Origin of the sequence: Bizionia sp. (assembly GCF_048259285.1) — a bacterium.
GTDB classification, from domain to species: Bacteria; Bacteroidota; Bacteroidia; order Flavobacteriales; family Flavobacteriaceae; genus Algorimicrobium; species Algorimicrobium hallyeonense.
On record NZ_JBLXHU010000014.1, the window covers coordinates 16,243 to 43,179 of the forward strand.

Sequence of the window (26,937 nt, forward strand, 5' to 3'; positions counted from 1 at the left end):
GAATAGTAGTTTGATAATTTATTTACTAGATAATTTATGGTTGATTTTGTTAACCTTTTATTTCGTTACACATTAATATATAGAAATATTAAACACACAAATTATGAGAAGATTACATGTATATGCCATTACAGCCCTATTAATTTTTGCATTTAGCGCGCCTTTACATGCCCAACGCGGCATGATTAAGCGAAAAATTAAAAATGATATGAAGGAGAAATATGCGGAACCGGAACGAGAAAAAGGACGCGATGCCCTCCGCGATGTAACCTACGAAAATGATACGCGCTACCCAATACCAGAGAATCCTGTAAAAGCCACACTAGCAATGGAAATTAAATCCTTTAAAAAAAATGGCAAATTAGATGATACAAATACCACAAAACTCGTTTTTGGTGAAACGGGTGAATGCATGATTATGAATGAAGATGATAAAAATGAAACCCGAATGCTTTTTGACTATAAAGGTGCAGCCATGTATATGGTAAATCCTAAACAAAAATCGGCTACAAAAATGCCTATGATTAATTTTCAAAAAATGGCGCAACGCATGGCGGAACATCAAATGGATTTGGATGACGATACTGGAACTTGGGAACGTACCAATGAGCAAAAGGAAATTAATGGTTATAATTCTCGTAAGTATATTTATACCAACGCAGAGGAGAAAACGATTACCCATGTTTGGGTTACCCAAGATATTACAATCGATTTAAGCGAAAACCATCTTTTTGGCGGACAGATAAAGAATTTTATAAATTCGCCAGCCACGGCCAATTCAGCTTCAACAGACGAAAATGCACCAAGAGGCATGATGATACGAAGTGTTTATTTTGAAAAAAATCGAGACACGCCGAGTATGCAAATGGATATAACAGAGTTTAGTGAAAAGTCAAATCCTAAATATTTTGATTTAAGCAATTATGAGGTAGTTGACGTTTTAGGTAAACTATAATTTAAAATATCCATTTTATTATAAAAATAAGGTCTATTTATATTGTAGGACAACTTGCATTAACATCCAATAGGTTTGGTTAAAGCATACTACTGGATGTTTTTTTATGGTAAACGTTTAGGATATATAAAATAATCCCATTGAAAACTATATCACAGATAGCTTACAGTTTTAACCATAATTTCAAATTATTATGGCGAACTGATAAATCGATTTCATAAAACACCCTAAATAACTCAAAAGTAACTAGGCCTTTATATAGAAAATTAAACTTTTTAAAAATTTATTAAGTAATGTATTTACCTATCTTTTTTTAAAACACTAAAGAAATATAAAACGGTTTCGATAACCGAGAAATTAAGAACAACGTTTTAAACTATAAAACCAAGCGTAATTCATCAGGGTCTTTTGCCTTTAGATATTACAAAAGAAAACACAGAATCTATTTTTGTTAAACTATATAATAAATAAAACTAATTATGAAAAAATTACAAATTACATTAAAACCATTAATCTTTTTACTTGCCATGGGCTTCGCTATTTCGAGCTGTAGCAGTGACGATAGCATAGAGCCAATTCCTCAAAATAATGTGCCACCAACACTTTTGGACTGCGATTTCTTTAGTGCTGGAGGTGATATTCATCTCGAAAATATACCGGATGCGCCAGTAGATTATATTATAAGTTGCGATCCTAGAATTAAAGCCAATCTACTAATTGACGCAGGTGTTGTAATTGCGTTTGAAAAAAATGCAGGATTACAATTTATAGAAGATGAAAATTATAAAATAGAAATGAGGGGAACCTCTAGCAATCCTATAATTTTAACAGGTACAGAAAAAAACAAAGGACATTGGAGAGGTTTATTAATGACTAGCGATAATCCTTCTAATATTATGAGCCATGTAACGGTTGAATATGCAGGTCAAATTCGTCCTGGAGGCTGGAACTATAAAGGTGCTGTTATAGGTTCTTGGGGAGCTGTTATGGAGTTGGATAGCTGCACCATTCAAGATTGTCAAGAAATAGGCCTGCATTGGGTAGGATACGCATCCACCTTAAACATTTCAAATTCAACGTTTACAAGGAATGATCTTCCTATTTTAACGAATCCAAATTTTATCAATTCTATTGATGAAACTAGTACCTATTCTGGAAATGTCAATGATTATATCCGGTTAGAACACACTGATGTTAACAAAGATATTACATTTCATAATATAGATGTACCATTTTTCTCCAATGGATTTAAGCCAAGCAATAGCGCTAAAAGGCGATTTACATTTAAGCCAGGTGTTACATTAATTATGGATGCAGGAAGTGAAATTCGTTTTAATAATGCGTTTTCTTACCAACATGAAACTATAATGGTTGGTACAGCAGACAATAGAATTACCATTAAAGGAAAAGAAGCGGTTCCAGGGTATTGGAAAGGAATAAGTATAGAATCTAATAGTCCATTAAATGAAATAAGGTTTTTAGATATTTCGGATGCTGGTAAAACTACAGGTTATCCAAATGGCGCTATAAAATTAGGACATACTGATTATTTAAAAATTCACGATGTTAACTTTATTAATTGCTTTGAATATGGTGTGAGCATCAATTATTATTATGGTTATAATTTTTTCCTCGAATATAGTAACCTCACATTGGATAATACACCAAAATTATTCTCAGATTGGCAAGGAGCGGAAGTTATTGATCCATATAATCCATAATAGATTTACGAGGTTTATTCCCAAATCTTTAATTAGTCTGTTAGACCATTAAAAAAAGCGTCCTTTTAGAATTAAATCTAAAGGGCGCTTTTTTCATTGGCCGGAAATAAAACACCCGTTAAATTCTATATTGTTTTATCGCCAATTCAAAAAATTCTACTAGTGATTTTATCTTTTATCTAAAATAATTCTACCACCTTCAAAACACGCATTCATTTCAATGAGAATTTGTTACAGAAGCTTCTTCAACTGAGTTCTTAATTCATAAATTTAAAGAATATATAAACTTTTTTCTTTTCAACTGTAACAATTCGTTTTTTGTAGCATCTTTATAATAACAAACCGATTTATTTTTGACACTAACCACAAAAAATATTGAAGAGCTCATTGCTTTGTGCCAATCTGGTAACCAACAAGCGCAGTTGGAAATTTACAACAGATATTACAAAGCCATGTATAATACCGCTTTTAGAATTGTAAAAAACGCTTATGAAGCTGAAGATATTATGCAAGAATCATTTTTATCAGCCTTTACCAAGCTTGACACTTTGCAGGAAGCAGCAACATTTGGAGCTTGGTTAAAACGAATTGTGGTAAATAAAAGTATTTACCTGTATCATAAAAATGATAAGCACCAAAATGTTCCTGTAGACGCCGTTTTATACAAATTAGAGGATGAAAGCTCTAGTATAAGTAGTGAAGAAACAGAAAGCACCAATAAGGTGAAGGTAATTATTCAAGCCATAAACAGTTTAAAAGATAATTACAGAATTGCATTAACCCTACATTTAATTGAAGGATATGATTATGAAGAAATTGGCATCATTACCAATGTAACCTATGCAAATTGCAGAACCACCATTTCACGTGCAAAAGAAAAATTAAGACAAGCCCTAGAGCCTATATTAAATTATTAAAACAGTTATTATGAAACCAGACGATTTAGATACGTTATTTACTGATTTACAAGCTGATTTTGATATAGAACAGCCTAAAGACAATCATGAAGAACGTTTTTTAGCAAAGCTAAATAAACAGGCAATCACCAATAAACCCAAACCTAAAGTTCGAAAACTGTGGTTACCAATTATAAGTATTGCGGCCTCCATTGTATTATTGGTTTCGCTAGCTATTGGATCCAATTCAAATTCAGAAATCACGGGATTAGCAAGCGTTTCGCCAGAAATGGCTAAAACAGAAAGTTTTTTTACAGCTACTATTTCTGCAGAATTAAAAAAATTAGAGGCATCCTCCAATAGTAAAACACGCTTACTTATTAAAGATGCTATGGTGCAGCTAAACAGATTGGAAGCTGAATATAAAATTCTTATTTCCGATTTAATTGAAAGCGGACAAGATCAACGTGTTATTTATGCCATGATTTCCAATTTTCAAAATCGTATTGAAGTTCTAGAAAACACCTTAAAACAAATTGAACATGTAAAAGCATTAAACAACAACTTATCAGAAAAAACTCTTTAAAATATACCTCATGAAAACAAACATTTTATATAAACTCGTCTTGATTTTCGCACTTTTACCTGTAGTAGTTTCAGCTACTACAAATCCTGAAAAGCGTGATAAACATTCTGAAGAAAAAACAATTAAGAAATCTTATAATGTCTCTAAAAACGCAACCTTAAAAATTGATAATAGCTATGGTAACTTAAATATTATTACATGGAATGAAAACCGCATTGAAATCACGGTTAATATTACTGTTAGCGGTAATAATGAAGATAAAGTGCGTGAAAAAATTGACAATATTAACGTCGATTTTGAAGCGAGCTCAAATTACGTTTCAGCAAAGACTATTTTTAGTAAAGGAAAATCTAATTCTTGGTGGAACTGGGGCAGTAACAGTAGTATTAATATGAAGGTGAATTATGTAATAAAAATGCCAATGACCAATTCCGTTGATTTGGATAATGATTATGGCAGTATTATTTTGGATAAATTAGAAGGAAACGCCAAAATTAATTGCGATTACGGTAAAATTACCACCAAAGAGTTAATGGGAAATACGAATGAGATTGAATTTGATTATACTAAAAATTCCTACTTTGAATATATAAACAACGGAACGATAAATGCCGATTACAGTGAGTTTACCGTTGCAAAAGCTAAAAACATACATTTAGAAGCGGATTATACCAACTCCAAATTTGAAACCATTGAAGATTTAAAATACGATTGCGACTATGGATCACTTACAGCGGATAGAGCTAATAATGTTAGTGGCTCTGGCGATTATTTAACCATTGTTTTAGGCGATATCTATAAAAACGTATCAATCGATTCAGATTATGGTTCTATTAAAATAAAAAACATCAAAGCTACAGCTAAAAACATTACGATAGATTCCGATTATGTTGGAATACATATCGGTTTTGAATCGGGTTATCATTTCAACTTTGAAATAGATTTAGACTATGCATCGCTTCGCAGTCATGACGGCTTTGAATTTAATAAGAAACGTGATGAATCGACCAGTAAATATTATCAAGGGTATTACGGTTCTTCCAACACGAATAACTACATTAAAATTATTTCAGATTACGGAAGCGTAACCATTGACAAAAACTAAATAGTAATCAAGATAATAACCACTAAAATCAAACACTATGAAAAATCAAATTTTATTACTCACCATCTTATTAACCACTGCTGTTAGCTGCGCACAATTTGGTAAAAAAGTTTCAGGAAACGGCAACGTTGTAACTCAGGATAGAAACACCAGCGATTACTCCGAAATTAGTTGTGCAGGACCATTCGATTATATTTTGGTTTCAGGAACCGAAGGACAACTTACAATTGAAGGTGAAGAAAATTTGCTGAAACATGTCATTACCGAAGTAAAAAACGGAACGCTTTCAGTAAAAACAGAAAATGGCATTAATTTGAATACCAGTCGCGGAAAAACAATTAAAGTAACAATTCCTTTTAAGGATATTGAAGAAGTAAGTTTAGCAGGATCTGGAGATTTATACAGTAAAGACCAAATAACGGCTGATGAATTTGATGTTAATTTGGCTGGATCTGGAGACATTCGATTGGAAATAGTAGCCAACGAAATAGAAAGTCATTTGGCAGGTTCAGGCGATATTACATTAACAGGAAAAACCAGAGACTTGGAATTAAGTATTTCCGGTTCTGGAGATTATAGCTGTTATGGATTAGAAGCTGATAATACAGAGGTCACCATTTCGGGTTCTGGCGATGCTCAAGTTGTAAGTAATGCTTATTTAAAAGTGCGCGTTTCAGGATCTGGAGATGTAACGTATAAGGGAAGACCAGCAAAAGAGGATACGAAGATTTCGGGTTCTGGGAGCGTGAGCATGAAGTAAAATACGGACGAATTTTATTAGGAGCGATACAAAAAAACCCGAAGCACGTGCTTCGGGTTTTTTGTAAAGTGACATTAAGTTACCCTAATTTAATGTGTATTCTAATAATGTAACAGAACCACCGCCTGAGATATATTCAATTAAGCCAATATCCTTTGCGTAAAAATAATCCGCTTCTTCAGTTTGTCCCGATGCCGACACAACTAAATGCACATGTAAAACATTGGTATACGCGGTTCCCTCTACGGTTTTAGTCATATCCCGTTCAATCATCTCTAACGTATATAGTGCATTTACAGGTGTATCAGGAATTCCTGGTGCCCCATCTGTTGGCGTAAACGAAAGTGTATAGTTAACATTAGAACTCCATGTATCACCTACTTCTGCGTCATCCTTAAGCATATTTACCACAAACGGTGTGGACTGCACCTCAAAACCAGGAAGCTCATAATAAACTTCATTGCGCACATAATAATTGGCACCTCCTTTACGCATCCATGCTGGAATCCCTAATAAATTATCAAACTCAAAGTAATTGATACCATCAATGATTTCGGTTCCTATTATGGTATAGGTTTCTTCCGTTCCGCCTAAGGCATTATACGTCCATGTATTTCCCACCGCTCTTGGCCAATAATCTCCCGTGGTGTTTCCACTTGGTTCATTATTTCCATTGCCTTCGACTCCGTTTAAGCCGGCATCAAGCGGCTCATTATCACAAGCAGTAAACGTAATGAAAAAGATTGAAAGAGATAAAAGTGTCAAAGATTTGAGGTATTGTTTCATGTTCCTAGTTTTATATTAATTTTTTATTATGTTGTTCGATTCACGTGGCACTCTAAATAAGAGCAAAATTCCAAAGAGGAAAAATACGAATAAAAATAAAATGGCATTTCGCATGCTTCCCGTAATCTGATCTATAGTTGCAAAAATAATCATACCAATGACAATTCCTATTTTTTCGGCTACATCATAAAAACTAAAATAAGATGTGGTATCCGCAGTTTCAGGCAAGAATTTAGAATAGGTGGATCGTGCCAAAGCTTGAATTCCTCCCATAACTAATCCCACAAAACCTGCAGTAAGATAAAAATGAATAGGCGTAATAACGAAATAGGCAGCTAAACATAGCAGCATCCAAATAATATTTACAGCAATTAGCGTTTTAATATTTCCAAATTTTTCAGAAGCTCTAGATGTTAGAAAAGCACCTAAAATTGCCACCACTTGAATCACTAAAATACTGATAATTAAGCCAAAGGTTTTTTGACCATCGTCAGCCCATAAAATCTCCTCCTCGCCAAAATAAACCGCAATCAGCATAATAGTTTGTACGGACATACTGAAAACAAAAAATGCCGCTAAATAGCGTTTTAAGCGTAAATTTTCTTTTAATTGTCGCCATACTTGGCGTAACTCCCTAAAACCATTCAGTACCACATTCCGTGTTACTTTTCCGCCATTTTTAACGCCTTTAGGTAGTATGTAAAAGGTGTATTGACTGAATAAAATCCACCATAATCCCACAGTTACAAATGCCACACGCATGGCTTCAACAGACGCCGCATTTTTAGCATCCTCCAATGCCAAAGCAATTTTGGCATTAGTACCGGTTTCTCTAATAGAATCGGCTATACTAATATCAAAGCCAAATACGCCAGGAAACATAACCAACCCTAAATTAAATAACAGGAGAATAACACTACCTACATACCCTAATGAAAATCCTCTGGCACTAATACGGTCTTGTTGCTCAGGAAATGCAATATCTGGTAAATAGGAATTGTAAAAAACCAAACTCCCCCAATATCCAATAAGCCCCATAAAATAACAGAGTAAACTAATGTAAATGTGATCTAAACTAAACCAATATAACCCAATGCAACCAATGCCACCCACGTAACAAAAAAACTTCATAAAGGCTTTCTTATTCCCTATATAATCGGCAATTCCAGATAATAAAGGCGACAAGATAGAAACTACTAGAAATGTAAACGCCGTTACAAATGTAATGAGTGCTGTACTCTTAAAATTGTAGCCAAAAGCCGATACGACCTTAATTTCCGAAATAAATAAGGACGAATAGAAAATTGGAAATATAGATGATGCTATGGTTAACGTATAGACCGAATTGGCCCAATCATAAAAAGCCCAAGCATTTAGAAGTTTTTTACTGCCTTTAGGTAGTGGTTGTTTCATAAAAAAAGCTGCTCTTTTTTGAGCAGCTCCTAAAGTAAACAAATATTTTTAAACAGTTAATATTTCCCTAACGATCTAAATTCAGATACGCCAAATTTTTTGGCTTCTGACTTGGCTTGTGGTACTAAATTAGTTAAGTTTTCAATTCGTGAAGCATTGGCTGGGTGTGTGCTTAAAAATTCAGGTGGTGCTTGTCCACCACTATTGGCATCCATACGTCTCCATAAATTGGCCGCTTCTTCTGGATTATAACCAGCAACAGCCATTAAAATTAACCCTATTTTATCAGCTTCTGTTTCATGACTTCTACTAAACGGTAACATAACACCAACCTGCGTACCAATTCCGTACGATTGGTTAAAAATATCACGTGTTTGGTTATCTTCAATAAGTACGTTTCCAGCTAAAGCAATACCTTGCTGAATATAAGCAGCACTCATGCGTTGCTGACCATGATTAGCCAATGCATGCGCCACCTCATGACCCATAATTGCAGCAATAGCTGTTTCGTTTTCAGCAATTGGTAAAATCCCTGTATAAAAGGCAATTTTACCACCTGGCATACACCAAGCATTAACTTGGTCGGATTCTATTAAATTGTATTCCCACTTATAGCCTTCCAAATAACCTTGATAGCCATTGGCATTTAACCAACGTTCTGCCGAGACTGAAATACGCTGACCAACACGCTTAATCATTTCAGATTGAGACGTACCAGTTATTACTTTATTTTCTGCTAAAACTTGATTATACTGCTGAAATGCCGTTGGGAATAATTGATCATTCGAAACCAAAGCCATTGTTTGACTTCCTGTAAATGGATTTGTTGCGCAGGATGCGACTAAAAGTAATACGAATAATCCACTTATTTTTTGTTTGAATTTCATGTGTTTTGGGTTTTCTTTTTCTAAATTAACAAAAATTGAACCATTTTAAAAGTTCAATTTTAAATAGTTAACAAATATAAGTTATAAATACATAAATTGAAATAACCTGTTATGTTTTAATAGTCTTTCCGACCAAATAAGAAAAACAACTATGAAATATATCCTATCTGTAGTCCTATTAACGGTTTTTTTTAGCTGTAACAGTTCTGCTCAAAAAAAGAATTCTAATGAGAATACAGCATTTCCAATTTCCAAAACCGAAGCTGAATGGAAACAAGAATTAACTCCTGAACAGTTTTACGTGATGCGCGAAGCTGGAACAGAACGTGCGTTTTCAAGCCCTTTAGATAAAAATTATAAAAAAGGAACCTACGTATGTGCTGCCTGTGAAACACCCTTGTATAAAAGTGAACATAAATTTGATTCCGGAACCGGATGGCCAAGTTTTGATCGTGTTATTGAGGGCAATGTTGCGTTTGGAACCGATAACGATTTAGGCTACGCCAGAAATGAAGAACACTGTGCAAATTGTGGTGGGCATTTAGGTCATGTTTTTAATGATGGCCCACGGGAAACTACTGGAAAACGTCATTGTATAAATGGTACGGCTTTAAAATTCATTCCAGAGTCTTAAATTTCCCATTCTTTAAAAAAGTATAGCATTATAAAAATTTCTATTTTTGTAATGCTATTTTTATTTTATGGAAAACGATTTATTAACGGGTATAATAAAGCAGTTTAATTACTACAAAACGGTTGGAGATAAAACGTTCGACCAATTAACTTTTGAAGAAATGACTTGGCAGTATAACGATTCGGCCAACAGTATTTCCATAATTGTTAAGCATATGGTTGGTAATATGTTCAGCAGATGGACCAATTTTTTAACGGAAGATGGTGAAAAAATTTGGCGCCAACGAGACCAAGAGTTTGAAGCCACCTATACCAATAAAGACGAATTAATATCTGCGTGGGAACGCGGTTGGAAATGTCTTTTTGATGCCATTGAGCCTTTAAAAAACAACGAACTAAACACCATAGTTTATATCCGGAATGAAGAGCATTTAGTTTCTGAAGCCATTTTTAGACAATTAGGACACTACGCCTACCACATTGGTCAAATAGCACATATTGGCAAAATGTTGAAAGATAATGAATGGCAATCCTTATCAATTCCAAAAGGGAAATCCGTAGCCTATAACCAAGTGAAATTTTCAAAGGAAAAAGAAAATAAATAGTTTACAAATGATGCGTATCTATTAAAGATTTCTATGTCATTGCAAACAACTTAATTGCTTATGCTTTTTGCTAAAAAATTAGCACATCTGCGTGAGTGATAGTAACGGCATCCTTTTGCTTTTTCTGCAAAAGATATAGTGAATAGCACGACCTTTAGGTCACGCCCAAATAAAAATGAAACTACAATTTATTATATCGGCTATGTTTCGTAAATTCGTAGCATCAAAAAACGATTAAAAAAAACACAATGAGTAAATACGATATTATTGTTCTTGGAAGTGGCCCTGGAGGTTACGTAACTGCTATTAGAGCATCACAATTAGGTTTTAAAACTGCTGTAATTGAAAAAGAAAACCTTGGTGGTGTTTGTTTAAATTGGGGTTGTATTCCTACCAAAGCCCTTTTAAAATCGGCTCAAGTTTTTGAATACTTGAAACACGCTGAAGATTATGGGTTATCTGTTAAAGAAGCTGACAAAGATTTTGATGCGGTTGTAAAACGCTCAAGAGGTGTTGCAGATGGCATGAGCAATGGTGTTAAGTTTTTAATGAAGAAAAATAAAATTGACGTTATTGAGGGTTTTGGCAAATTAAAACCTGGAAAAAAAGTAGACGTTGATGGAAAAGAATATTCTGCCGATCATATTATTGTTGCTACTGGTGCACGCTCTCGTGAGTTACCAAGTTTGCCACAAGATGGTAAAAAAGTTATTGGTTACAGAGAAGCCATGACGCTCAAAGAGCAACCAAAAAAGATGATTGTTGTAGGTTCTGGTGCTATTGGTGTTGAGTTTGCATACTTCTACAATTCTATGGGAACAGATGTTACTATCGTTGAATTTTTACCAAACGTGGTACCTGTTGAAGATGAAGATGTATCAAAACAGTTAGAGCGTTCATTTAAGAAAAGTGGTATTAAAATCATGACATCTTCTGAAGTTACAAAAGTAGACACATCGGGAACTGGTGTAAAAGCAACGGTTAAAACCAAGAAAGGTGAAGAAGTTCTGGAAGCAGATATTATTTTATCAGCTGTTGGAATCAAGTCTAATATTGAAAATATTGGTTTAGAAGATGTTGGTATTGCGGTTGATCGTGATAAGATTTTAGTAAACGATTTTTATCAAACAAATATTCCTGGTTACTACGCAATAGGCGATGTTACACCTGGACAAGCATTAGCACACGTTGCGTCTGCAGAAGGTATTTTATGTGTTGAGAAAATTGCAGGTCAGCATGTGGAAGCTTTGGACTATGGTAATATTCCAGGTTGTACATATGCATCTCCAGAAATTGCATCTGTTGGTTTAACGGAAAAGCAAGCTAGAGAAAAAGGATTGGATATTAAAGTTGGAAAATTTCCGTTTTCGGCTTCTGGAAAAGCGAGTGCTTCTGGTGCTAAAGATGGCTTTGTTAAAGTAATTTTTGATGCTAAATATGGCGAATGGTTAGGTTGCCACATGATTGGTGCTGGTGTAACCGATATGATTGCAGAAGCTGTTTTAGGAAGAAAACTAGAAACTACAGGACATGAGGTATTAAAAGCAGTACATCCACACCCAACAATGAGTGAAGCAGTTATGGAAGCTGTTGCTGATGCTTATGGTGAAGTAATACACCTTTAATAAATAAGGAATCCGGTTTACGGTTCTCAAATGGAAGAGCTTATTACCGGAGGAATCCCATTTAGAAATATAAAAAAGCACGATTCTTATAAGAATCGTGCTTTTTGCTTGTATGTTTTTAATGTTAACGTCAAGGAATTTTTACCTTGAATACGGATTTAGGATGGAATAAAACTCTGAATAGCCAATTCATAACTTTGAAGACCAAATCCTAAAATAACGCCTTTGGCATGAGGTGCAACATAGGAATGATGTCTAAATCCTTCGCGCTTAAACGTATTAGAAATATGAACTTCTACAACAGGGGTTTCTATGGCAGCAACGGCATCACCAATGCCTACAGACGTATGCGTATAAGCGGCTGCATTTAAAATAATCCCATGATAGCTAAAACCGACTTCTTGAATTTTGTCAATAATTTCACCTTCAATATTAGATTGAAAATGCTCTATTGTAAATGACTCATATTTTGACTTGATGGTATCAAAAAATTCAATGAACGTTAAGCTCCCGTAAATTTGCGGTTCACGTTTCCCTAATAAGTTTAAATTGGGACCGTTTATAATGATTAGTTTTTTCATAAAGTAAAGGTATAAAAAAAACCGAAGTGTGGACTCCGGTTTTAATTTATGATTATGTGTGGATTAGAACATAAAACCAACACCTACTTGCCATAGTGCGTTTTTGGCATCTAGATTTTCAAAAACAGTATCATCTTTAAAAATATCTGTTAAACCAAATGTATAACGACCATTTACAAAAAATCCGTTATCAAATTTATAGGCAGCTCCTAAAGCTAAACTAGTATCAAAATCTTTGATATACGAATCATCTTGATTAATTTCAATATCACCACCATCCGAATTTGGTTGAAAATCTAACTCTTCATGAATTTTAAAACCAAATTGTGGTCCGGCTTCTACACTTAATCCTTCAACTAAATACACTTTAACTAATACAGGTACTTGGATATAATCCAATTGGTATTCTATATTATCGTCCGTATCAAAAACATTGTCTTGATCTATTTCACGCACATCAAAACCTTGTCCAGAGTACATAACTTCTGGCTGAATGGATAAGCGTTCTGTAATTGGGATTTCGGCTAAAACACCCACATTAAAACTAGTACGCGATTTTAAATCATTAAAATCATCACTCGTAATTGTGGAAAAGTTTACACCACCTTTTACTCCAAATTGAACGGCTTTTGAATCCGATTGTGCATATATACTTGTTAAGCTAAAAACTGCGGCTGCAGCAACTAAAAATACTTTTTTCATTTGTTTTGCTTTTTTAGGGTTTATAATTATTATGGTACAAAGATGTTTATCTTTTAAAATAGAAATTGACGTTTTCAGTAAGAAAAATAACGCAAAAAATAATTTATAAAATTGGAAAGCCTCATAATGGGTATTAATAATTATCTAACAAATTGATAACTTTAACTTTAGAAGAAAAACACGTAATATTAGGATATGCTAAAAAAATTCAAGCATAAAAAAACCGAAGCCAAGCTTCGGTTTTAAATTATTTTATTAATCTATAAATTTAGAACATAAATCCAGCAGAAATTTGAATTACGCCATTATTAATTTTGTATTCATCGCGAAATTCATCCTCATCATTAATATTCATTAAGCCTAAATTATAACGTGCTCCAAAATTTAAGCCGTTATCTAATTTATAGCCTAAACCAAAATTAAGACCGAAATCAATTCCTTTTAATTCGTCATCAATATCAATTTCTTCTGATCCTGATTCTGAAAAATCTGTTCCACCTCCAGATATAGAGTACTCATACTCATATTCACCTTTAGCAGAAACCAAAAAGCTAACTTGTGGTCCTACTTCAACGTTAAAGCCATCTACGATGTAATACTTAAACATTACTGGTAAATTGATATAATTTAATTTTAAGGTAGATTTTTCAAAATCTCTTTCGGTAACTCCACCAATAGTTGACGTTTCAGTATATTCGTTTTTCGCACCTTGCATTGAGTATAATAACTCGGCTTGAAGGCCCATTTTTTCATCGAACATATATTCAGCTGCACCACCAATGTGTAAGCCTACTTTAAATTCAGCATCTTCAATATCACCTGTTAATGTTGCAAAATTCACACCAGCTTTAGGACCAAAGCTAAACTCTTGAGCTGATACTTGACTCAAACCAATTACAGCAATAGCTGCAGACAGTAATAATTTTTTCATGTAATAAATTTAATTAAGTTAAGATATTTTTGAATTGGCAAAAATACGCCGAATCATGATATCCACCAAATTAAAGGTAGGTTTAATCCTATAATTTAAAATCCAAATTCTACGCCAAAATTAAAGGAATTGAAACCACTACCGGAAACATAGGTCCCACCACTGTATGTATCTCCATAATCTACACCGCCAGAAATACTTTGAAAAGATGCTATTAATGCAATGGTTCCCAAATCAAAACCAAATTTTGGTCGTGCATAAAATCCTGATTTAGCATCGCCAGATACATTTACGCCAACACCTAAATCAAGACCTCCAAAGAACTTACGGTCCGCGAAGTAATATCTTGCCGAAGCTGCAATAGGAACGAATGAGGCATCTTTATAATTTCTAATAAAATAATTACCGCTATTACCAGCGTAATAAGAATAATCGCCATCTCCTACAAAATGTGTGTAGCCTAATAAACCCCCTACTTCCAGGTTATCAATTAGCTCAAATAAGTAGGCCACATCTAAACCAAAGTTAAAAGAAGAAACATCGCTTGATGTACTTAATGGAATTCCAATATTAGCCTCTGCATAAAAACTACCCGTTTTTGCTTTTTCGGCAAAATCATTTTGAGCAGTCATTTTTGTTAATCCGAATACTGCAATAGCAGCAAATAAAATTGGTTTTTTCATAATTGTTGGTTTTAGTTAAAAGATTGATATACTTAATTATAAACAATTTACAAAAATAAAAAAAGCCAAAACAGTGTTTTGGCTTTTTAATATTATTACAATATAATGTTTAGAACATAAATCCTGCAGACAATTGGAATACGCGATTTTTACGAGATAAAGATCCTGAAAAAATACCAGTTAAGCCATCGTCAACATCATCAACTTTAGAAATACCTATGTTGTAACGAGCTGCAAAAAACAAACCACTTGGTAATTCATAACCAGCACCAATGTTCATACCGAAATCTATAGATTTGTATTTATCTGAAGTATCCACATTATCTGGATCTTCAGGGTCTATACTAATTTCATAGTCATTTAATTCATCTTTAGCAGCAATTAAAAACCCTACTTGAGGACCCGCTTCAATGCTTAAGCCATCAATAGGAAAAAATTTAACCATAATAGGAAGATTAATATAGTTTAAATTCACCTTATAGTCCGCTTTTGCGCCAGCGAAATCATACTTAGATTTGTAACCCTGATTAGAAAATAACAATTCTGGTTGCACAGCAAATTTTTCAGAAAACTTAACCTCTGCAACACCTCCAACATGGAAACCAACTTTCATTTCTGGATCATCAACACCATAATAACCATCATAGATGCCAAAATCACCACCTAAATTGGCTAAATTCAAACCACCTTTAACACCAAACCTAACGTCCTGTGCTGAAAGTGAACCAATACTAAAAACAGCAACAACTGCACATACTAATAATTTTTTCATAATTTTAAGTTTTAATTAATTGATTATCACAAACTAACCACTTTTTTCGCAATAATTAAAATTTTGAAGCTAACTTATTAACATTCTAATTAATAATTTAGAATAACAATCTATTTTTCAGCATCTTAAAGTATTAGTTGTTAACAATTACCAAACCTACATCCACTTTTAATGAGATTTACATACTTTTAGAACTTTATCCTATCTTTGTTACAATGACCTGGAACCAAGCCTTAACGGATTTTAATTTATACCTAAAAATTGAACGTGGATTATCTCCAAATACCATTGCCAGTTATACTTTTGATATAGAGAAATTGATAGCTTTTCTAGAGGAACATAACATGAACAGTTCTCCTAATCAAATCACGTCTGAAACGGTTCAGCAATTTATTTACGACATAGCAAAAGATATCAATCCGCGCTCACAATCCCGCATTATATCCGGATTGCGCAGTTTTTTTGGTTATTTAGTTTTTGAGGATTATAGAACTGATAATCCAATTGATTTAATTGAATCCCCTAGAATTGGCCGGAAACTTCCAGACACTTTAAGCTTAAAAGATATTGACCGGATTATTAATGCTATTGATTTAACCAAAGAATACAATCAAGTACGGATTGGTGAACGCGATAGAACCATGTTGGAAACCCTTTATGGATGCGGTTTACGCGTTAGTGAATTGGTGAGTCTGAAAATTTCAGATTTGTTTTTTGAAGAAGGATTTATCAACGTTACTGGAAAAGGTGATAAACAGCGTTTTGTTCCTATTAGTCCTACAACTCAAAAATATATAACTATTTATATTCGCGATGTTCGTTCTGCTATAGATGTTCAGAAAGAATATAACGACACCTTATTTTTAAATAATCGTGGGAAACAATTAACGCGTGCCATGATTTTTACCATTATTAAAAAATTAGCGACAGAAATAAATCTCAATAAAACCATTTCCCCACATACCTTCAGGCATTCCTTTGCAACACATTTATTAGAAAATGGTGCCGATTTAAGAGCTATTCAAATGATGCTTGGTCACGAAAGCATCACCACCACCGAAATTTATGTGCATTTGGATAAAAAGCAATTGAAGAAAGCCATCCATACATTTCATCCTAGGAAATAAACCGCCAAAAAAAAGTCCCTCTTTTTAAAGAAGGACTTTTTATATATCTAAAATATAATATTTTATTTCGCAATATTTACTGCACGTGTCTCACGAATTACCGTGACTTTAACTTGACCTGGATAGGTCATATCTGTTTGAATTTTTTGAGAAATACTAAAGGATAAATCAGCTGCTTTTTGATCATCCACTTTTTCGCTTTCTACAATAACACGTAATTCACGACCTGCTTGAATAGCATAGGCTTTTTTAACACCTCCAAACCCGAAAGCAATATCTTCCAAATCTTTTAAACGTTGAATATAACTATCAAGAACTTGACGTCTTGCGCCAGGTCTTGCGCCTGAAATAGCATCACAAACTTGAACAATTGGCGCTAATAAGGATTTCATTTCAATTTCATCGTGGTGAGCACCTATGGCATTACAAACATCATCTTTTTCACCAAACTTTTCAGCCCATTGCATACCTAAAATAGCATGTGGTGTTTCCATATCTGCTTCTGCATCTGGCACTTTACCAATATCATGTAATAATCCGGCACGTTTAGCCATTTTTGGATTTAAGCCTAATTCGGCCGCCATTATACCACAAAGTTTAGCAACTTCACGCGAGTGTTGTAATAAGTTTTGACCGTAAGACGAACGGTATTTCATACGTCCAACCATCTTTATTAGTTCAGGATGAAGGTTATGAATTCCTAAATCGATTATAGTTCGTTTTCCTACTTCAATAATCTCTTGTTCAATTTGCTTGGTTGTTTTTTGAACCACCTCTTCAATACGTGCTGGGTGAATACGACCATCTGTTACCAATTTGTGTAAGGATAATCTAGCAATTTCACGACGTACAGAATCAAAACAAGATAAGATAATGGCTTCTGGTGTGTCATCAACAATAATCTCTACACCTGTTGCTGCTTCAATAGCCCGAATATTACGACCTTCACGACCAATAATACGACCTTTAACATCATCTGATTCGATATTGAAAACAGAGACACAGTTATCCACCGCCTCTTCCGTTCCAATACGCTGAATGGTATTAATAATAATTTTTTTAGCTTCTTGCTGCGCCGTTAGTTTAGATTCTTCAATCGTGCTCTGGATATACGCCATAGCATCATTTTTAGCTTCACCTTTTAAAGACTCTACTAATTGTGCTTTGGCATCTTCAGCAGACAGGCTAGAAATAACTTCTAGTTGTTCAATTTGACTTCTATGTAACCTATCTACTTCTTCTTGTTTCTTTTCAATAACTTCTAAGCGATGGTTGTAATCCTTAACTTTTTCTTCCAGTCCATCGTTTAATTTTTTACTTTTTGAAAGCTCTCCCGACAATTGCGATTCTTTATCACGTGTACGTTTTTCGGCATCTGCCATCTTTTTGTCACGTGAGTTAATCACTTTTTCATGTTCTGATTTTAACTCAATAAATTTTTCCTTTGCTTGAAGTATCTTATCTTTCTTAATTGATTCGCCTTCACTTTTAGCTTCTTTTAAAATAGCTGAAGCCGATTTTTTTGCGCTTTTAATAACTTTAGAAGCGTTGTTGCGCTCTAGCACTTTAGCAACAATAAAACCTATTATAATACCTAATAATATTCCACCTACAATAACAATTGTATTATCCATTTTCTAGTTGATTAATTTATATAAAAAAAGCCTGCACCAGAATAAAGTTTTGTATAAACTCCTTAAAACAAGTTTAGGGATACCAAGCTGATCAAGGGTCTGTTCGAGATACTGAATAAATTCAGCACTAACAGCATGCTTTTACAACTTAAACTCACCCTTTTTAAAGAATTCGTGTTGAGTTTATCAAAAAAAATAACTAATGCAGGCAGTAACCTTTATTTTATTTATAAGAACGTTAAGAGTTTAAATGCGAATCTAATAGGTCGTTTAAAGCATCTAACTTTAATTCCACTGTTTCATTCGCATAGTCTTTATCTAATGATTTCTGTTCCACTTGAGAAGCAAATTGCAAAGCGCACATGGCTAATACATCTTGCTTATCTTGAACAGAATAACTTTGCTCAAATTGCTTTATCATAGCTTCAATATTTTTGGCGGCTTTTCGCAACCCTTCTTCCTGACTCGGCGTAATCGTTAACGGATACACACGATTGGCTATTGATAATTTAATTTTTAGTTTTTCTGACATTGAAAACTATGATTCATTACTCGGAAAGTTGCGCAATACAATGATCAATTTCCCGAATTAATGCGTTTATTTTGAGTTTTGTTTCTCTTTTATTTTCGTCACTGCCAAGCATGGAATTGGCCATTTTCAGCGCTTCATATTTTTCTTCCCAATCAGCAACTTGCATTTTATGAGACTGAAGCATATGTTGAGAAGATTGGAGTTCTTGCTGTAATTTTAAATTTGCTTCTTTTAAAAGTCGCTGCTTATGTAAAACCTTGTTGATTTTGTTTTCTAAAGCATTTACAGTTTCTTCAATTTTACTCATCTATCATATCCATACTTATCTCACAAAGTTAACATACCTCGATTTAAATAACAATAGTTTTTCAATAAAAATTAAATAATTTACGTTTCTCCTTAAAATCGCTTCCTATGCTAATGCTTGCGGTTTTTGCTTGTCCAATTTGAATCAAATTGATATTTTAGCAACAACATCCATTTTATGCAAAAATTCCTCACATTTTTTTTACTATTCGCGTTTATAGGCCACGCCCAAACCCCCTACCCTACTGATTATTTTAGGCATCCCTTAGATGTTACCATCATTCCATCTGGTACATTTGGCGAATTGCGTTCCAACCATTTTCATTCAGGAATGGATATTAAAACCCAACAACGCGAAGGTTTAAAAGTATTTGCAACGGCTGATGGGTATGTTAGTCGTATAAAAATTGCTCATTATGGTTACGGAAAAGCGCTTTACATAACACATCCAAATGGTTACACCACGGTGTACGCACATTTGCAGCAATTGTCCCCAACTTTAGAGGCTTATATAAAAAAGCTCCAATATGAACAGGAAACATTTGAGATTGAGGTATTTCCAAAAATAGATGAATTACCAGTTTTAAAAGGCGATTTGATCGCTTTTAGTGGAAACACAGGAGGTTCAGGCGGTCCACATTTGCATTATGAAATTCGTGATAATGCCGAAAGACCAATAAATCCGTTACTTTTTGGAATAGACATAACCGATACTACCAAACCCATTATAACGGAAGTTTATGCCTACCCTATTTCTGAAGATTCCCATATAAATGGGACTAAAGAACGCCAAAAATTGCGTTTAATTAATACGCCAAATGGCGATTATACCGTTGAAAATATTCAAGCATTTGGAAAAATTGGCTTTGCTATTGAAGCAAATGACAGACAAGATCTAGCCTCTAATAAGAATGGTGTAGAGAACATTCAAACCTTTTATAATGGGAATCAGAAATTTGAAATGGATTTTAAACGCTTTACATTTGATGAATCCAGACTCCTAAACCGTTATATTGATTACGGTCATTATACAGACAAAAAAGAACGGCTTCAAAAATTATTTGTAGAAAGTGGCAACACCTTAAGCATGTTGAAAAATATTGATGATAATGGTTATATTCAAGTAGAAGATAGCACATCATCAGTTTATAAAGTCCGCGTTAAGGATTTTCATAATAATGATGTTTGGCTTACCATTAATATTGAAGGTTTAGTAGCAACCGATGTAAAACCAAAAGAAATTATAGAAACACCGTTTCATATATATTCAAAAAAAGCCAATGAACTTATAAATAAAAATGTCTCGGTATATTTTCCGCAGGATGCTTTTTTTGATGATTTTTATATCAATTTTGAAGTTAACAATGATACCATCACCTTACATGAAGATACCATTCCACTTCGTGAGAACTTTACAATAACCTACGACATTAGCAGTTATAAAGACCAAGATTCTGATAAATTATATATTGCACGTTTAGTAGGTTGGCGGAAACAATACACTATTTATTCTAAAACCTATAGAAAAGAAAACACGCTAACAACATATAATAAAACGTTAGGAACTTACGCTTTAACCGTAGATAACATAAATCCCACAATAAAACCCATCAATTTTACAGAAGGCAAATGGTTGAGTAAATACCGCTTTTTAAAAGTGAAGATTGAAGATGAAGGTTCAGGAATTTCTAATTATCGCGCTACTATAAATGGCAAATGGATTTTAATGGAGTATGATTATAAAACAAATTTACTGGTTTATGATTTTAATGATAATGTTTCAACCGAAACAAAAAATAATTTAAAGATAATTGTAACAGATAATGTGGGAAATAATTCTACTTTTGAAACAACCTTTTTCCGAAAATAAAAAATTAAAACCTTGACATATAAATCACTTTCAGTTTTCGTTGTTCTTTTGCTACTGGTGTCGTTTACAGCCATTGCCCAAACAGGAACCCTAAAGGGTGTTATTTTAAACAGCACCAACACACCCATTTCAGATGTTAATATTACCGCAGGAAATTCAGGAACTACAACCGATGAAAATGGGTATTACAGTATAAAAATACCTGCGAATCAAGAAGTAACTGTTACGTTTACTCATATAACCTTTAAATCTGTAACCGCAACCTTCAATCTTAAAAATGGTGAAGAGGTCGAGTTTCATCCCGTTATGGATGAAGCAATTGAGCAAATGTCAACCGTAGTTATTTCTGGAAAAACGCGAAAAGATGTTCAAGGAATTATTACCCTGCAACCGGAAACCATTAGAAATATTCCAGGCGCCAATTCCGGTGTTGAGAATTTATTAAAAACCTTACCAGGTGTTAGCAGTAACAATGAATTGAGTACACAATACTCCGTTCGTGGCGGAAATTTTGATGAAAATTTAGTTTACGTAAACGGCATTGAGGTCTATCGTCCGTTTCTTATTCGTTCTGGACAGCAGGAAGGTTTAAGCTTTGTGAATACGGATTTAGTTCAGAATGTCGATTTTTCCGCTGGTGGATTCCAAGCCAAGTATGGCGATAAATTATCATCTGTTTTAGATATTACCTACAGAAAGCCTTATCAATTCGGTGTGACTGCCGATTTAAGTTTGCTTGGCGCAAGCGTTTCTGTGGAAGGACGAAGCAAAGATTCTAAATTTACAGGTATTGTTGGCATGCGTTATCGTGATAACAGTTTATTGGTGAATGCCAAGGAAACGGAAACCAATTACGATCCGAAATTTGCCGATGTGCAAACCTTTTTAACCTATAAATTTACCGATAAATTTCAATTGAGCTTTTTAGGAAACGCCTCCATTAACAAATACAACTACGAACCTGAAACACGCCAAACTAATTTTGGAACGCTTCAGAATCCACTTGCACTATTGGTGTTTTATGAAGGTCAAGAACGCGATAAATACGAAACCTATTTTGGTGCTTTAAAAGGAACCTATTTAGTTAATGACGATTTAACATTGAATCTTATTGCTAGCACATATCACACCGTTGAAGAAGAACATTTTGATATTTTGGCGCAATACCGTTTAGGTGAAGTCAACACCAATATTGGCGATGAAGATTTGGGTGAAGTGGAATTTAGCGAAGGCATTGGTGGTCAATTAAACCACGGAAGAAATGATTTAGATGCTTTAATTACGACTATTGAGCACCAAGGAAGTTATAAGAAAGACGATAACGATTTTGAATGGTCTATAAAATATACCAATGAGGATATTCGCGACCGGTTAGTAGAATGGGAAGTGATTGATTCTGCTGGTTTTTCTATAAATCCACCGAGTTCAGATGCCTTTAATGACCAACCCTATTCGCCATATTCAGGACCATTGGAACCTTTTCAAAACGTACGTGCCAAGAACAAAACACAAATTGACCGACTGCAAGCCTATTTACAATGGAGCAGACGGATGGATATTGGTGATAATGAAGCGTGGTTAAATGTGGGTGCACGTGCTCACAATTGGACCGTAAGTGGTGAAGGCATTGAAAGTACAAGCCAAACCGTATTTAGTCCGCGTGCACAATTCGCTATTAAACCCAATTGGGATAAAGATATGCTATTCCGGATTGGAACTGGTTTGTATTACCAACCACCATTTTATAGAGAGTTACGCGATTCTTCAGGAACCGTAAGGCCAGATGTAAAAGCTCAAAAATCGTTTCATATTGTTCTTGGAAACGATTACAGCTTTAAAATGTGGGACCGACCCTTTAAGTTAACCACGGAAGCTTATTATAAAAAAATAACGGATGTAAATCCGTACACTTTAGAAAACGTACGTATTCGCTACAGAGCCAAAAATAATGCCGAAGCTTATGCATACGGATTGGATATGCGCTTGAATGGCGAGTTTGTGCCAGGAACCGAATCTTGGTTTAGTTTTGGGTATTTAAAAACCGAAGAAAACATTGATGATCGTGGTTATATTGCCAGACCAACAGATCAGCGTTTAAAATTTGCCGCGTTGTTTCAAGATTATGTACCCAGTTTACCAAAAATGAAAATGTATTTAAATTTGGTGTACAATACAGGTCTTCCAGGAGGATCACCAAGTTATGCCGATCCGTATGAGTATCAAAACCGATTGCCTGATTATAAACGTGCTGATGTAGGTTTTCAATATGTTATTGTTGATGATAAAGATGACTACCAAAGTGGCTGGAGAAAGCCCTTTAAATATTTATCAATAGGCATTGAAATTTTCAATGTGTTTGATGTACAAAACTCGATTACCAACACCTGGGTTCGTGATGTGTATAGCAAGCGCCAATATGCGATACCTAATTACTTAACACCGCGTGTGTTTAATGTGCGGACGAGTATGCGGTTTTAAATAATAAGCCAAAAGTATATTATTTTGTAATCAAAAATTTAACAAAGTTTTGATTCAAGCAATCTGACTTTATACTACTTTTGTGTTGTGAAAACAAAATTTCAACTACATATAGCCATTTCCTTACTCCTAGTTTATGTATTAAACTTCGGAACGGCTATTCATGATGTTTTGGTAGATTCGTTTTCGGAAAGCACGTTTAAAACACAGACGACTGATAAACAATCTAAAGATGATTCGTCTCGTTTTTACGCCTATCAAGATCTTGAAATATTAGGCCATAATCCTATTGATTCTGATGTTCCTAATGTTTTTACAGAGCGCTTTGCATCATATAATACGATTCTAACTTTAGATGCTTCGCAAACAGCTCGAGATAATCAATATGTTAAAGCAGGACAGTATATTATACCGAGTTATAATACGCAAACCTGCATCTTCCCATTCCACGATTTTATTTAAAATCCTTTTTTAGTTTTTGTTTCGCTGAATTTTCAGCCACTATTTCATGCTTTTAAATAAGCGCATTTTAAACATTCTAAAAAAATAAAAATCATGGATTTAAATACCATTATCATCGGTTTAGTTATTACAACAGTAATTATTGTGCCACTAGTGTACATTCAAATGTCTCAAAATATTCAAAAGAAAAAAGCGAAAAACACATTTATTGCGAACGCCAAATCAAAAAACATTCATGTTTCCGAAATGGATTTCTGGGGAACCTATTATGCGATTGCTTTAGATGTTTCGGAAAATAAACTGGTCTTTTCTAAAAAAACAGAAGAAGAAACCGTTTGGATTACAGCCGATTTAAACCTCGTAACCGACTGCTACATTCATAAAACAGATAGAACCATAAAAAATAAAACGACCAATAAAATTGAAACAGACCGGATTGATCTCGTGTTACGCACCAAAGGTCAGGAAGATTATGTTTTGGAGTTTTTTAATGTGGATATTAACTTTGAAATGACAAATGAAAAAGTGTTGCTAGAAAAATGGCTAGCACGTATTTCAAAGCAATTGGTAACAACTAAAATTGCTGCTTAAAAATTTTATATTTAGTGTTAAGTTTTAAGGTTCAAAATTCAAGTTTCATCATGCTTGACTTTTGGACCTTATTAATTAAAATAGGTAATTACTTAAGCCTTAACAAATTCCTTTAAAACAGAAATGACATAATCAATTTCATCTTTCGTGTTATAAATACTAAATGAAAAGCGAATAGATGGTTTCTTTAAATCATCTTCACTTAAAATTTCACTCAAAACATGTGATCCTTTTGTACTTCCACTTTGACAGGCACTTCCTTTAGAACAAGCTATCCCTTTCAAATCCATTTGAAATAATAAAATCAATGCTTTTTCAGGTGGAATAGGTAAACATACATTAATTAAGGTGTAAGTGCTTTTTTCTAAATTACCAGACATGCCATTAAAACGAACATCTGGAAATGCTAGCTTTAATTCAGCAATAAAATGTCGTTTTAAATCTAATACATACGCGCTTTCCGTTTCCAAATTGGCATAGGCCATAATGAAGGCTTTTTCTAAACCTACAATATCATGAACAGCTTCCGTACCTGCCCGAATGCCGCGCTCCTGCTGACCACCAAAAATTAACGGTTTTAAACCTGAATTTTTTCTAATAAAAGCAAAACCTACACCTTTTGGTCCATGGAATTTATGGGCACTTGCCGCTAGAAAATCAATGTGAACATCTTGTAGGTCCAGTTTATAGTGTCCAATACATTGTACAGCATCACAATGAAACAAAGCGTTATTAGCTTGGCATAAATTGCTCACACGTTTCACATCCAAAATATTTCCTATTTCATTATTAACATACATGAGGCTTACCAAAGTCTTTCCATGTGTTTTAAGAAGTTGTTCTAAATGTTCAAAATCTACCTGACCATCAGCATCTAATTTTACATAGCTCACTTGTATATCACATGTTTTTTCCAGTTGCTCAACCGTATGCAAAACCGCATGATGTTCAATTTTGGAGGTTATAATATGTTCAACCCCTAAATCGCGAATAGCGCATTGCAAGGCTAAATTATCAGCTTCCGTACCACCTGACGTGAAAACAATTTCACCAGCACTTACATTTAACTGTTTCGCAATTGTTTTTCTGGCTTGTTCTATTAAAACTTTGGAAGCGCGTCCAAAACTATGTGTGGATGAGGCATTACCATAATCATTGTGCATAACGGCTGTCATAGCATCAATAACTTCATCCCTTACTTTTGTGGTTGCTGCACTATCAAAATATACTGGTTTCATAAGCTTATTCGTCTCCATAAATTAATCATACAAAATTACGAGAAATAAAATTATTTGTTCCCGATGACGTTGTATATTTACCAATTCTTTTAATTTTGTATAAAATATACTCGTCATGCGAAAATTACTTCTAGTACTTCTAACATTTTCAATGGTTTCATCTTGTGATGATGGTGACATCATTAACGTTGATTTTGAATTTGGCGATACATTTGTAGCCTGTGGCGAATTGGTTTTCTATCAAGTTAAAGAAAACCCATTTGAATCGTTATCACTCCAGATAGTTGAACCTGCATGGACTTTAGAAAAATTAATAGAAGTAGACACCATTACAGGACTGCTTGTAAATGACGAACCTATTGAAATTGCAATAGAAGGAACAGCTAATCAATTTAATTACCGCTCCTATAATAGCAATCCAGCACCTTTATTTTGTAATGACGTACCTCCTTCTGATATTCAAATTAATGAAGATTTATCAAGTGTTTCAGGCACTGGTATTATTAATGTATTTTTAGTTGAAGATGATAATGATGGTATTCCAGCCGAAATGGAAGATGCTAATCTAGACGGCGATTTTGATCCGGCAACAAACCCAACCGATACTGATGGTGATGGTATTCCAGACTATTTAGATGTGGATGATGATGGCGATAATGTTTTAACGTCTGTAGAGATTGAAGATGATAATGCGGATGGAGACAATGATCCATTAACAAACCCAAGAGATACCGATGAAGATGGCATTCCAAACTATTTAGATACCGATGATGATAATGATGGCACATTGACGATTGATGAAGAAAATGCACCAGCCGATCAAAACCCTGCCAATGATTACACAGATCCTAGTATAGCGGATTATTTAAATCCAAATGAAAGTGCTACACTTCCAGCAACAGCGTATCGTGCGCACCCAATCAATCAAGTGTTTACTATAACCTTGCGGGTTGAATACGTGCAATTTCCTACTATAACACAAGATGTTTTCGATATGGGCTCATTAACAGATTCTAGATTAACTAATACTCGTTTGGTAACACCAGAGTTTTAAGGAA

General features: G+C 34.2%; 27 protein-coding genes and 1 other RNA gene. 15 read left to right on the top strand and 13 right to left on the bottom strand.

Annotated features, from left to right (window positions below):
* The first annotated feature begins 103 nt into the window (after nucleotides 1-103).
* The 6 genes from ACN0QX_RS08545 to ACN0QX_RS08570 all read left to right on the top strand — a co-directional run bounded on the left by ACN0QX_RS08545 (nucleotide 104) and on the right by ACN0QX_RS08570 (nucleotide 6,023).
* Nucleotides 104-955 carry a hypothetical protein gene (locus ACN0QX_RS08545; RefSeq protein WP_417196347.1) on the top strand — a complete coding sequence of 284 codons (852 nt, stop codon included), beginning with the start codon at nucleotides 104-106 and terminating at the stop codon, nucleotides 953-955.
* A gap of 479 nt (nucleotides 956-1,434) precedes the next feature.
* Nucleotides 1,435-2,676 carry a hypothetical protein gene (locus tag ACN0QX_RS08550; RefSeq protein ID WP_248399178.1) on the top strand — a complete coding sequence of 414 codons (1,242 nt, stop codon included), beginning with the start codon at nucleotides 1,435-1,437 and terminating at the stop codon, nucleotides 2,674-2,676.
* Between the two features lie 353 nt (nucleotides 2,677-3,029).
* Nucleotides 3,030-3,593 (top strand): RNA polymerase sigma factor, encoded by a 564-nt coding sequence (locus tag ACN0QX_RS08555; RefSeq protein ID WP_248399176.1) that lies wholly within the window; start codon nucleotides 3,030-3,032, stop codon nucleotides 3,591-3,593.
* A 10-nt stretch (nucleotides 3,594-3,603) separates the two neighbouring features.
* Entirely contained in the window at nucleotides 3,604-4,158 is a 555-nt protein-coding gene (locus ACN0QX_RS08560) for a hypothetical protein (protein WP_376860849.1), read from the top strand.
* Between the two features lie 10 nt (nucleotides 4,159-4,168).
* A complete protein-coding gene (locus tag ACN0QX_RS08565; RefSeq protein ID WP_417196350.1) occupies nucleotides 4,169-5,263 on the top strand; it encodes a hypothetical protein in 1,095 nt (364 codons plus the stop codon).
* Nucleotides 5,264-5,300: 37 nt separating this feature from the next.
* The gene (locus tag ACN0QX_RS08570) at nucleotides 5,301-6,023 is read left to right on the top strand and encodes a head GIN domain-containing protein (protein WP_248399171.1); all 723 of its coding nucleotides are present in this window, start codon (nucleotides 5,301-5,303) and stop codon (nucleotides 6,021-6,023) included.
* Between the two features lie 84 nt (nucleotides 6,024-6,107).
* On the opposite strand, the gene ACN0QX_RS08575 is transcribed toward ACN0QX_RS08570, so the two are convergent.
* From ACN0QX_RS08575 to ACN0QX_RS08585, 3 genes are read right to left on the bottom strand one after another with little or no spacing between them, the layout of a single operon-like run.
* On the bottom strand, nucleotides 6,108-6,809 hold the full coding sequence (locus tag ACN0QX_RS08575; protein ID WP_417196351.1) for a hypothetical protein: 702 nt from the start codon (nucleotides 6,807-6,809) through the stop codon (nucleotides 6,108-6,110).
* A gap of 15 nt (nucleotides 6,810-6,824) precedes the next feature.
* On the bottom strand, nucleotides 6,825-8,222 hold the full coding sequence (locus ACN0QX_RS08580) for an MFS transporter (protein WP_417196353.1): 1,398 nt from the start codon (nucleotides 8,220-8,222) through the stop codon (nucleotides 6,825-6,827).
* Nucleotides 8,223-8,278: 56 nt separating this feature from the next.
* The gene (locus tag ACN0QX_RS08585) at nucleotides 8,279-9,109 is read right to left on the bottom strand and encodes a M48 family metallopeptidase (RefSeq protein WP_248399166.1); all 831 of its coding nucleotides are present in this window, start codon (nucleotides 9,107-9,109) and stop codon (nucleotides 8,279-8,281) included.
* Between the two features lie 151 nt (nucleotides 9,110-9,260).
* Between ACN0QX_RS08585 and msrB the strand changes: the two genes are divergently transcribed.
* The 3 genes from msrB (at nucleotide 9,261) to lpdA (ending at nucleotide 11,972) form a co-directional block, all read left to right on the top strand.
* The gene (gene msrB, locus ACN0QX_RS08590; protein ID WP_248399165.1) at nucleotides 9,261-9,743 is read left to right on the top strand and encodes a peptide-methionine (R)-S-oxide reductase MsrB; all 483 of its coding nucleotides are present in this window, start codon (nucleotides 9,261-9,263) and stop codon (nucleotides 9,741-9,743) included.
* 67 nt (nucleotides 9,744-9,810) lie between these two features.
* A complete protein-coding gene (locus ACN0QX_RS08595) occupies nucleotides 9,811-10,347 on the top strand; it encodes a DUF1572 family protein (protein WP_417196355.1) in 537 nt (178 codons plus the stop codon).
* 248 nt (nucleotides 10,348-10,595) lie between these two features.
* Nucleotides 10,596-11,972: a dihydrolipoyl dehydrogenase gene (gene lpdA, locus ACN0QX_RS08600; RefSeq protein WP_376860864.1), complete on the top strand. Its 1,377-nt coding sequence runs from the start codon at nucleotides 10,596-10,598 to the stop codon at nucleotides 11,970-11,972.
* 158 nt (nucleotides 11,973-12,130) lie between these two features.
* On the opposite strand, the gene aroQ is transcribed toward lpdA, so the two are convergent.
* From aroQ to ACN0QX_RS08625, 5 genes are all read right to left on the bottom strand, one after another.
* The gene (gene aroQ, locus ACN0QX_RS08605; RefSeq protein WP_417196357.1) at nucleotides 12,131-12,553 is read right to left on the bottom strand and encodes a type II 3-dehydroquinate dehydratase; all 423 of its coding nucleotides are present in this window, start codon (nucleotides 12,551-12,553) and stop codon (nucleotides 12,131-12,133) included.
* 63 nt (nucleotides 12,554-12,616) lie between these two features.
* The gene (locus ACN0QX_RS08610; protein WP_417196359.1) at nucleotides 12,617-13,255 is read right to left on the bottom strand and encodes a porin family protein; all 639 of its coding nucleotides are present in this window, start codon (nucleotides 13,253-13,255) and stop codon (nucleotides 12,617-12,619) included.
* Nucleotides 13,256-13,523: 268 nt separating this feature from the next.
* Entirely contained in the window at nucleotides 13,524-14,186 is a 663-nt protein-coding gene (locus ACN0QX_RS08615) for a porin family protein (RefSeq protein WP_248399155.1), read from the bottom strand.
* A gap of 95 nt (nucleotides 14,187-14,281) precedes the next feature.
* A complete protein-coding gene (locus ACN0QX_RS08620) occupies nucleotides 14,282-14,869 on the bottom strand; it encodes a hypothetical protein (protein WP_417196361.1) in 588 nt (195 codons plus the stop codon).
* A 109-nt stretch (nucleotides 14,870-14,978) separates the two neighbouring features.
* On the bottom strand, nucleotides 14,979-15,641 hold the full coding sequence (locus tag ACN0QX_RS08625) for a porin family protein (RefSeq protein ID WP_417196363.1): 663 nt from the start codon (nucleotides 15,639-15,641) through the stop codon (nucleotides 14,979-14,981).
* Between the two features lie 215 nt (nucleotides 15,642-15,856).
* Here ACN0QX_RS08625 and xerD point away from each other — a divergent pair, with 215 nt between their 5' ends.
* A complete protein-coding gene (gene xerD / locus ACN0QX_RS08630; protein ID WP_417196365.1) occupies nucleotides 15,857-16,768 on the top strand; it encodes a site-specific tyrosine recombinase XerD in 912 nt (303 codons plus the stop codon).
* Nucleotides 16,769-16,830: 62 nt separating this feature from the next.
* On the opposite strand, the gene rny is transcribed toward xerD, so the two are convergent.
* From rny to ACN0QX_RS08650, 4 genes are all read right to left on the bottom strand, one after another.
* Nucleotides 16,831-18,402, bottom strand: a complete 1,572-nt coding sequence (gene rny, locus ACN0QX_RS08635) for a ribonuclease Y (RefSeq protein ID WP_248399147.1) — start codon at nucleotides 18,400-18,402, stop codon at nucleotides 16,831-16,833.
* A 55-nt stretch (nucleotides 18,403-18,457) separates the two neighbouring features.
* Nucleotides 18,458-18,585: non-coding RNA, 6S RNA (gene ssrS / locus ACN0QX_RS08640), on the bottom strand.
* Nucleotides 18,586-18,640: 55 nt separating this feature from the next.
* On the bottom strand, nucleotides 18,641-18,934 hold the full coding sequence (locus tag ACN0QX_RS08645; RefSeq protein WP_248399145.1) for a cell division protein ZapA: 294 nt from the start codon (nucleotides 18,932-18,934) through the stop codon (nucleotides 18,641-18,643).
* Between the two features lie 16 nt (nucleotides 18,935-18,950).
* Complete coding sequence (locus ACN0QX_RS08650) at nucleotides 18,951-19,241, bottom strand: hypothetical protein (protein WP_417196367.1); 291 nt, start codon at nucleotides 19,239-19,241, stop codon at nucleotides 18,951-18,953.
* Between the two features lie 177 nt (nucleotides 19,242-19,418).
* On the opposite strand from ACN0QX_RS08650, the gene ACN0QX_RS08655 reads away from it, so the two are divergent.
* From ACN0QX_RS08655 to ACN0QX_RS08670, 4 genes are all read left to right on the top strand, one after another.
* Complete coding sequence (locus ACN0QX_RS08655) at nucleotides 19,419-21,110, top strand: M23 family metallopeptidase (RefSeq protein WP_417196369.1); 1,692 nt, start codon at nucleotides 19,419-19,421, stop codon at nucleotides 21,108-21,110.
* Between the two features lie 12 nt (nucleotides 21,111-21,122).
* Nucleotides 21,123-23,588, top strand: coding sequence for a TonB-dependent receptor (locus ACN0QX_RS08660; RefSeq protein WP_417196371.1), 2,466 nt, complete (start codon nucleotides 21,123-21,125; stop codon nucleotides 23,586-23,588).
* A gap of 87 nt (nucleotides 23,589-23,675) precedes the next feature.
* The gene (locus ACN0QX_RS08665; protein WP_417196373.1) at nucleotides 23,676-24,050 is read left to right on the top strand and encodes a hypothetical protein; all 375 of its coding nucleotides are present in this window, start codon (nucleotides 23,676-23,678) and stop codon (nucleotides 24,048-24,050) included.
* Nucleotides 24,051-24,143: 93 nt separating this feature from the next.
* Nucleotides 24,144-24,641 (top strand): hypothetical protein, encoded by a 498-nt coding sequence (locus ACN0QX_RS08670; protein ID WP_417196376.1) that lies wholly within the window; start codon nucleotides 24,144-24,146, stop codon nucleotides 24,639-24,641.
* 92 nt (nucleotides 24,642-24,733) lie between these two features.
* Here the strand turns inward: ACN0QX_RS08670 and ACN0QX_RS08675 are convergent, their stop codons facing one another.
* Nucleotides 24,734-25,879, bottom strand: a complete 1,146-nt coding sequence (locus ACN0QX_RS08675) for a cysteine desulfurase family protein (RefSeq protein ID WP_417196378.1) — start codon at nucleotides 25,877-25,879, stop codon at nucleotides 24,734-24,736.
* Between the two features lie 115 nt (nucleotides 25,880-25,994).
* On the opposite strand from ACN0QX_RS08675, the gene ACN0QX_RS08680 reads away from it, so the two are divergent.
* A complete protein-coding gene (locus tag ACN0QX_RS08680; RefSeq protein WP_417196380.1) occupies nucleotides 25,995-26,933 on the top strand; it encodes a hypothetical protein in 939 nt (312 codons plus the stop codon).
* Nucleotides 26,934-26,937: the final 4 nt, after the last annotated feature.

Excerpts from the sequence above, each read along its gene's own strand:
- ACN0QX_RS08545 (WP_417196347.1), top strand. The coding sequence starts at position 104 with ATGAGAAGATTACATGTATATGCCATTACAGCCCTATTAATTTTTGCA.
- ACN0QX_RS08645 (WP_248399145.1), bottom strand. The coding sequence starts at position 18,934 with ATGTCAGAAAAACTAAAAATTAAATTATCAATAGCCAATCGTGTGTAT.
- rny (WP_248399147.1), bottom strand. The coding sequence starts at position 18,402 with ATGGATAATACAATTGTTATTGTAGGTGGAATATTATTAGGTATTATA.
- ACN0QX_RS08550 (WP_248399178.1), top strand. The coding sequence starts at position 1,435 with ATGAAAAAATTACAAATTACATTAAAACCATTAATCTTTTTACTTGCC.
- ACN0QX_RS08670 (WP_417196376.1), top strand. The coding sequence starts at position 24,144 with ATGGATTTAAATACCATTATCATCGGTTTAGTTATTACAACAGTAATT.
- lpdA (WP_376860864.1), top strand. The coding sequence starts at position 10,596 with ATGAGTAAATACGATATTATTGTTCTTGGAAGTGGCCCTGGAGGTTAC.
- ACN0QX_RS08575 (WP_417196351.1), bottom strand. The coding sequence starts at position 6,809 with ATGAAACAATACCTCAAATCTTTGACACTTTTATCTCTTTCAATCTTT.
- ACN0QX_RS08615 (WP_248399155.1), bottom strand. The coding sequence starts at position 14,186 with ATGAAAAAATTATTACTGTCTGCAGCTATTGCTGTAATTGGTTTGAGT.
- ACN0QX_RS08595 (WP_417196355.1), top strand. The coding sequence starts at position 9,811 with ATGGAAAACGATTTATTAACGGGTATAATAAAGCAGTTTAATTACTAC.
- xerD (WP_417196365.1), top strand. The coding sequence starts at position 15,857 with ATGACCTGGAACCAAGCCTTAACGGATTTTAATTTATACCTAAAAATT.
- ACN0QX_RS08675 (WP_417196378.1), bottom strand. The coding sequence starts at position 25,879 with ATGAAACCAGTATATTTTGATAGTGCAGCAACCACAAAAGTAAGGGAT.
- msrB (WP_248399165.1), top strand. The coding sequence starts at position 9,261 with ATGAAATATATCCTATCTGTAGTCCTATTAACGGTTTTTTTTAGCTGT.
- ACN0QX_RS08565 (WP_417196350.1), top strand. The coding sequence starts at position 4,169 with ATGAAAACAAACATTTTATATAAACTCGTCTTGATTTTCGCACTTTTA.
- ACN0QX_RS08680 (WP_417196380.1), top strand. The coding sequence starts at position 25,995 with ATGCGAAAATTACTTCTAGTACTTCTAACATTTTCAATGGTTTCATCT.
- ACN0QX_RS08610 (WP_417196359.1), bottom strand. The coding sequence starts at position 13,255 with ATGAAAAAAGTATTTTTAGTTGCTGCAGCCGCAGTTTTTAGCTTAACA.
- ACN0QX_RS08625 (WP_417196363.1), bottom strand. The coding sequence starts at position 15,641 with ATGAAAAAATTATTAGTATGTGCAGTTGTTGCTGTTTTTAGTATTGGT.
- ACN0QX_RS08560 (WP_376860849.1), top strand. The coding sequence starts at position 3,604 with ATGAAACCAGACGATTTAGATACGTTATTTACTGATTTACAAGCTGAT.
- aroQ (WP_417196357.1), bottom strand. The coding sequence starts at position 12,553 with ATGAAAAAACTAATCATTATAAACGGTCCCAATTTAAACTTATTAGGG.
- ACN0QX_RS08585 (WP_248399166.1), bottom strand. The coding sequence starts at position 9,109 with ATGAAATTCAAACAAAAAATAAGTGGATTATTCGTATTACTTTTAGTC.
- ACN0QX_RS08570 (WP_248399171.1), top strand. The coding sequence starts at position 5,301 with ATGAAAAATCAAATTTTATTACTCACCATCTTATTAACCACTGCTGTT.
- ACN0QX_RS08650 (WP_417196367.1), bottom strand. The coding sequence starts at position 19,241 with ATGAGTAAAATTGAAGAAACTGTAAATGCTTTAGAAAACAAAATCAAC.
- ACN0QX_RS08580 (WP_417196353.1), bottom strand. The coding sequence starts at position 8,222 with ATGAAACAACCACTACCTAAAGGCAGTAAAAAACTTCTAAATGCTTGG.
- ACN0QX_RS08620 (WP_417196361.1), bottom strand. The coding sequence starts at position 14,869 with ATGAAAAAACCAATTTTATTTGCTGCTATTGCAGTATTCGGATTAACA.
- ACN0QX_RS08655 (WP_417196369.1), top strand. The coding sequence starts at position 19,419 with ATGCAAAAATTCCTCACATTTTTTTTACTATTCGCGTTTATAGGCCAC.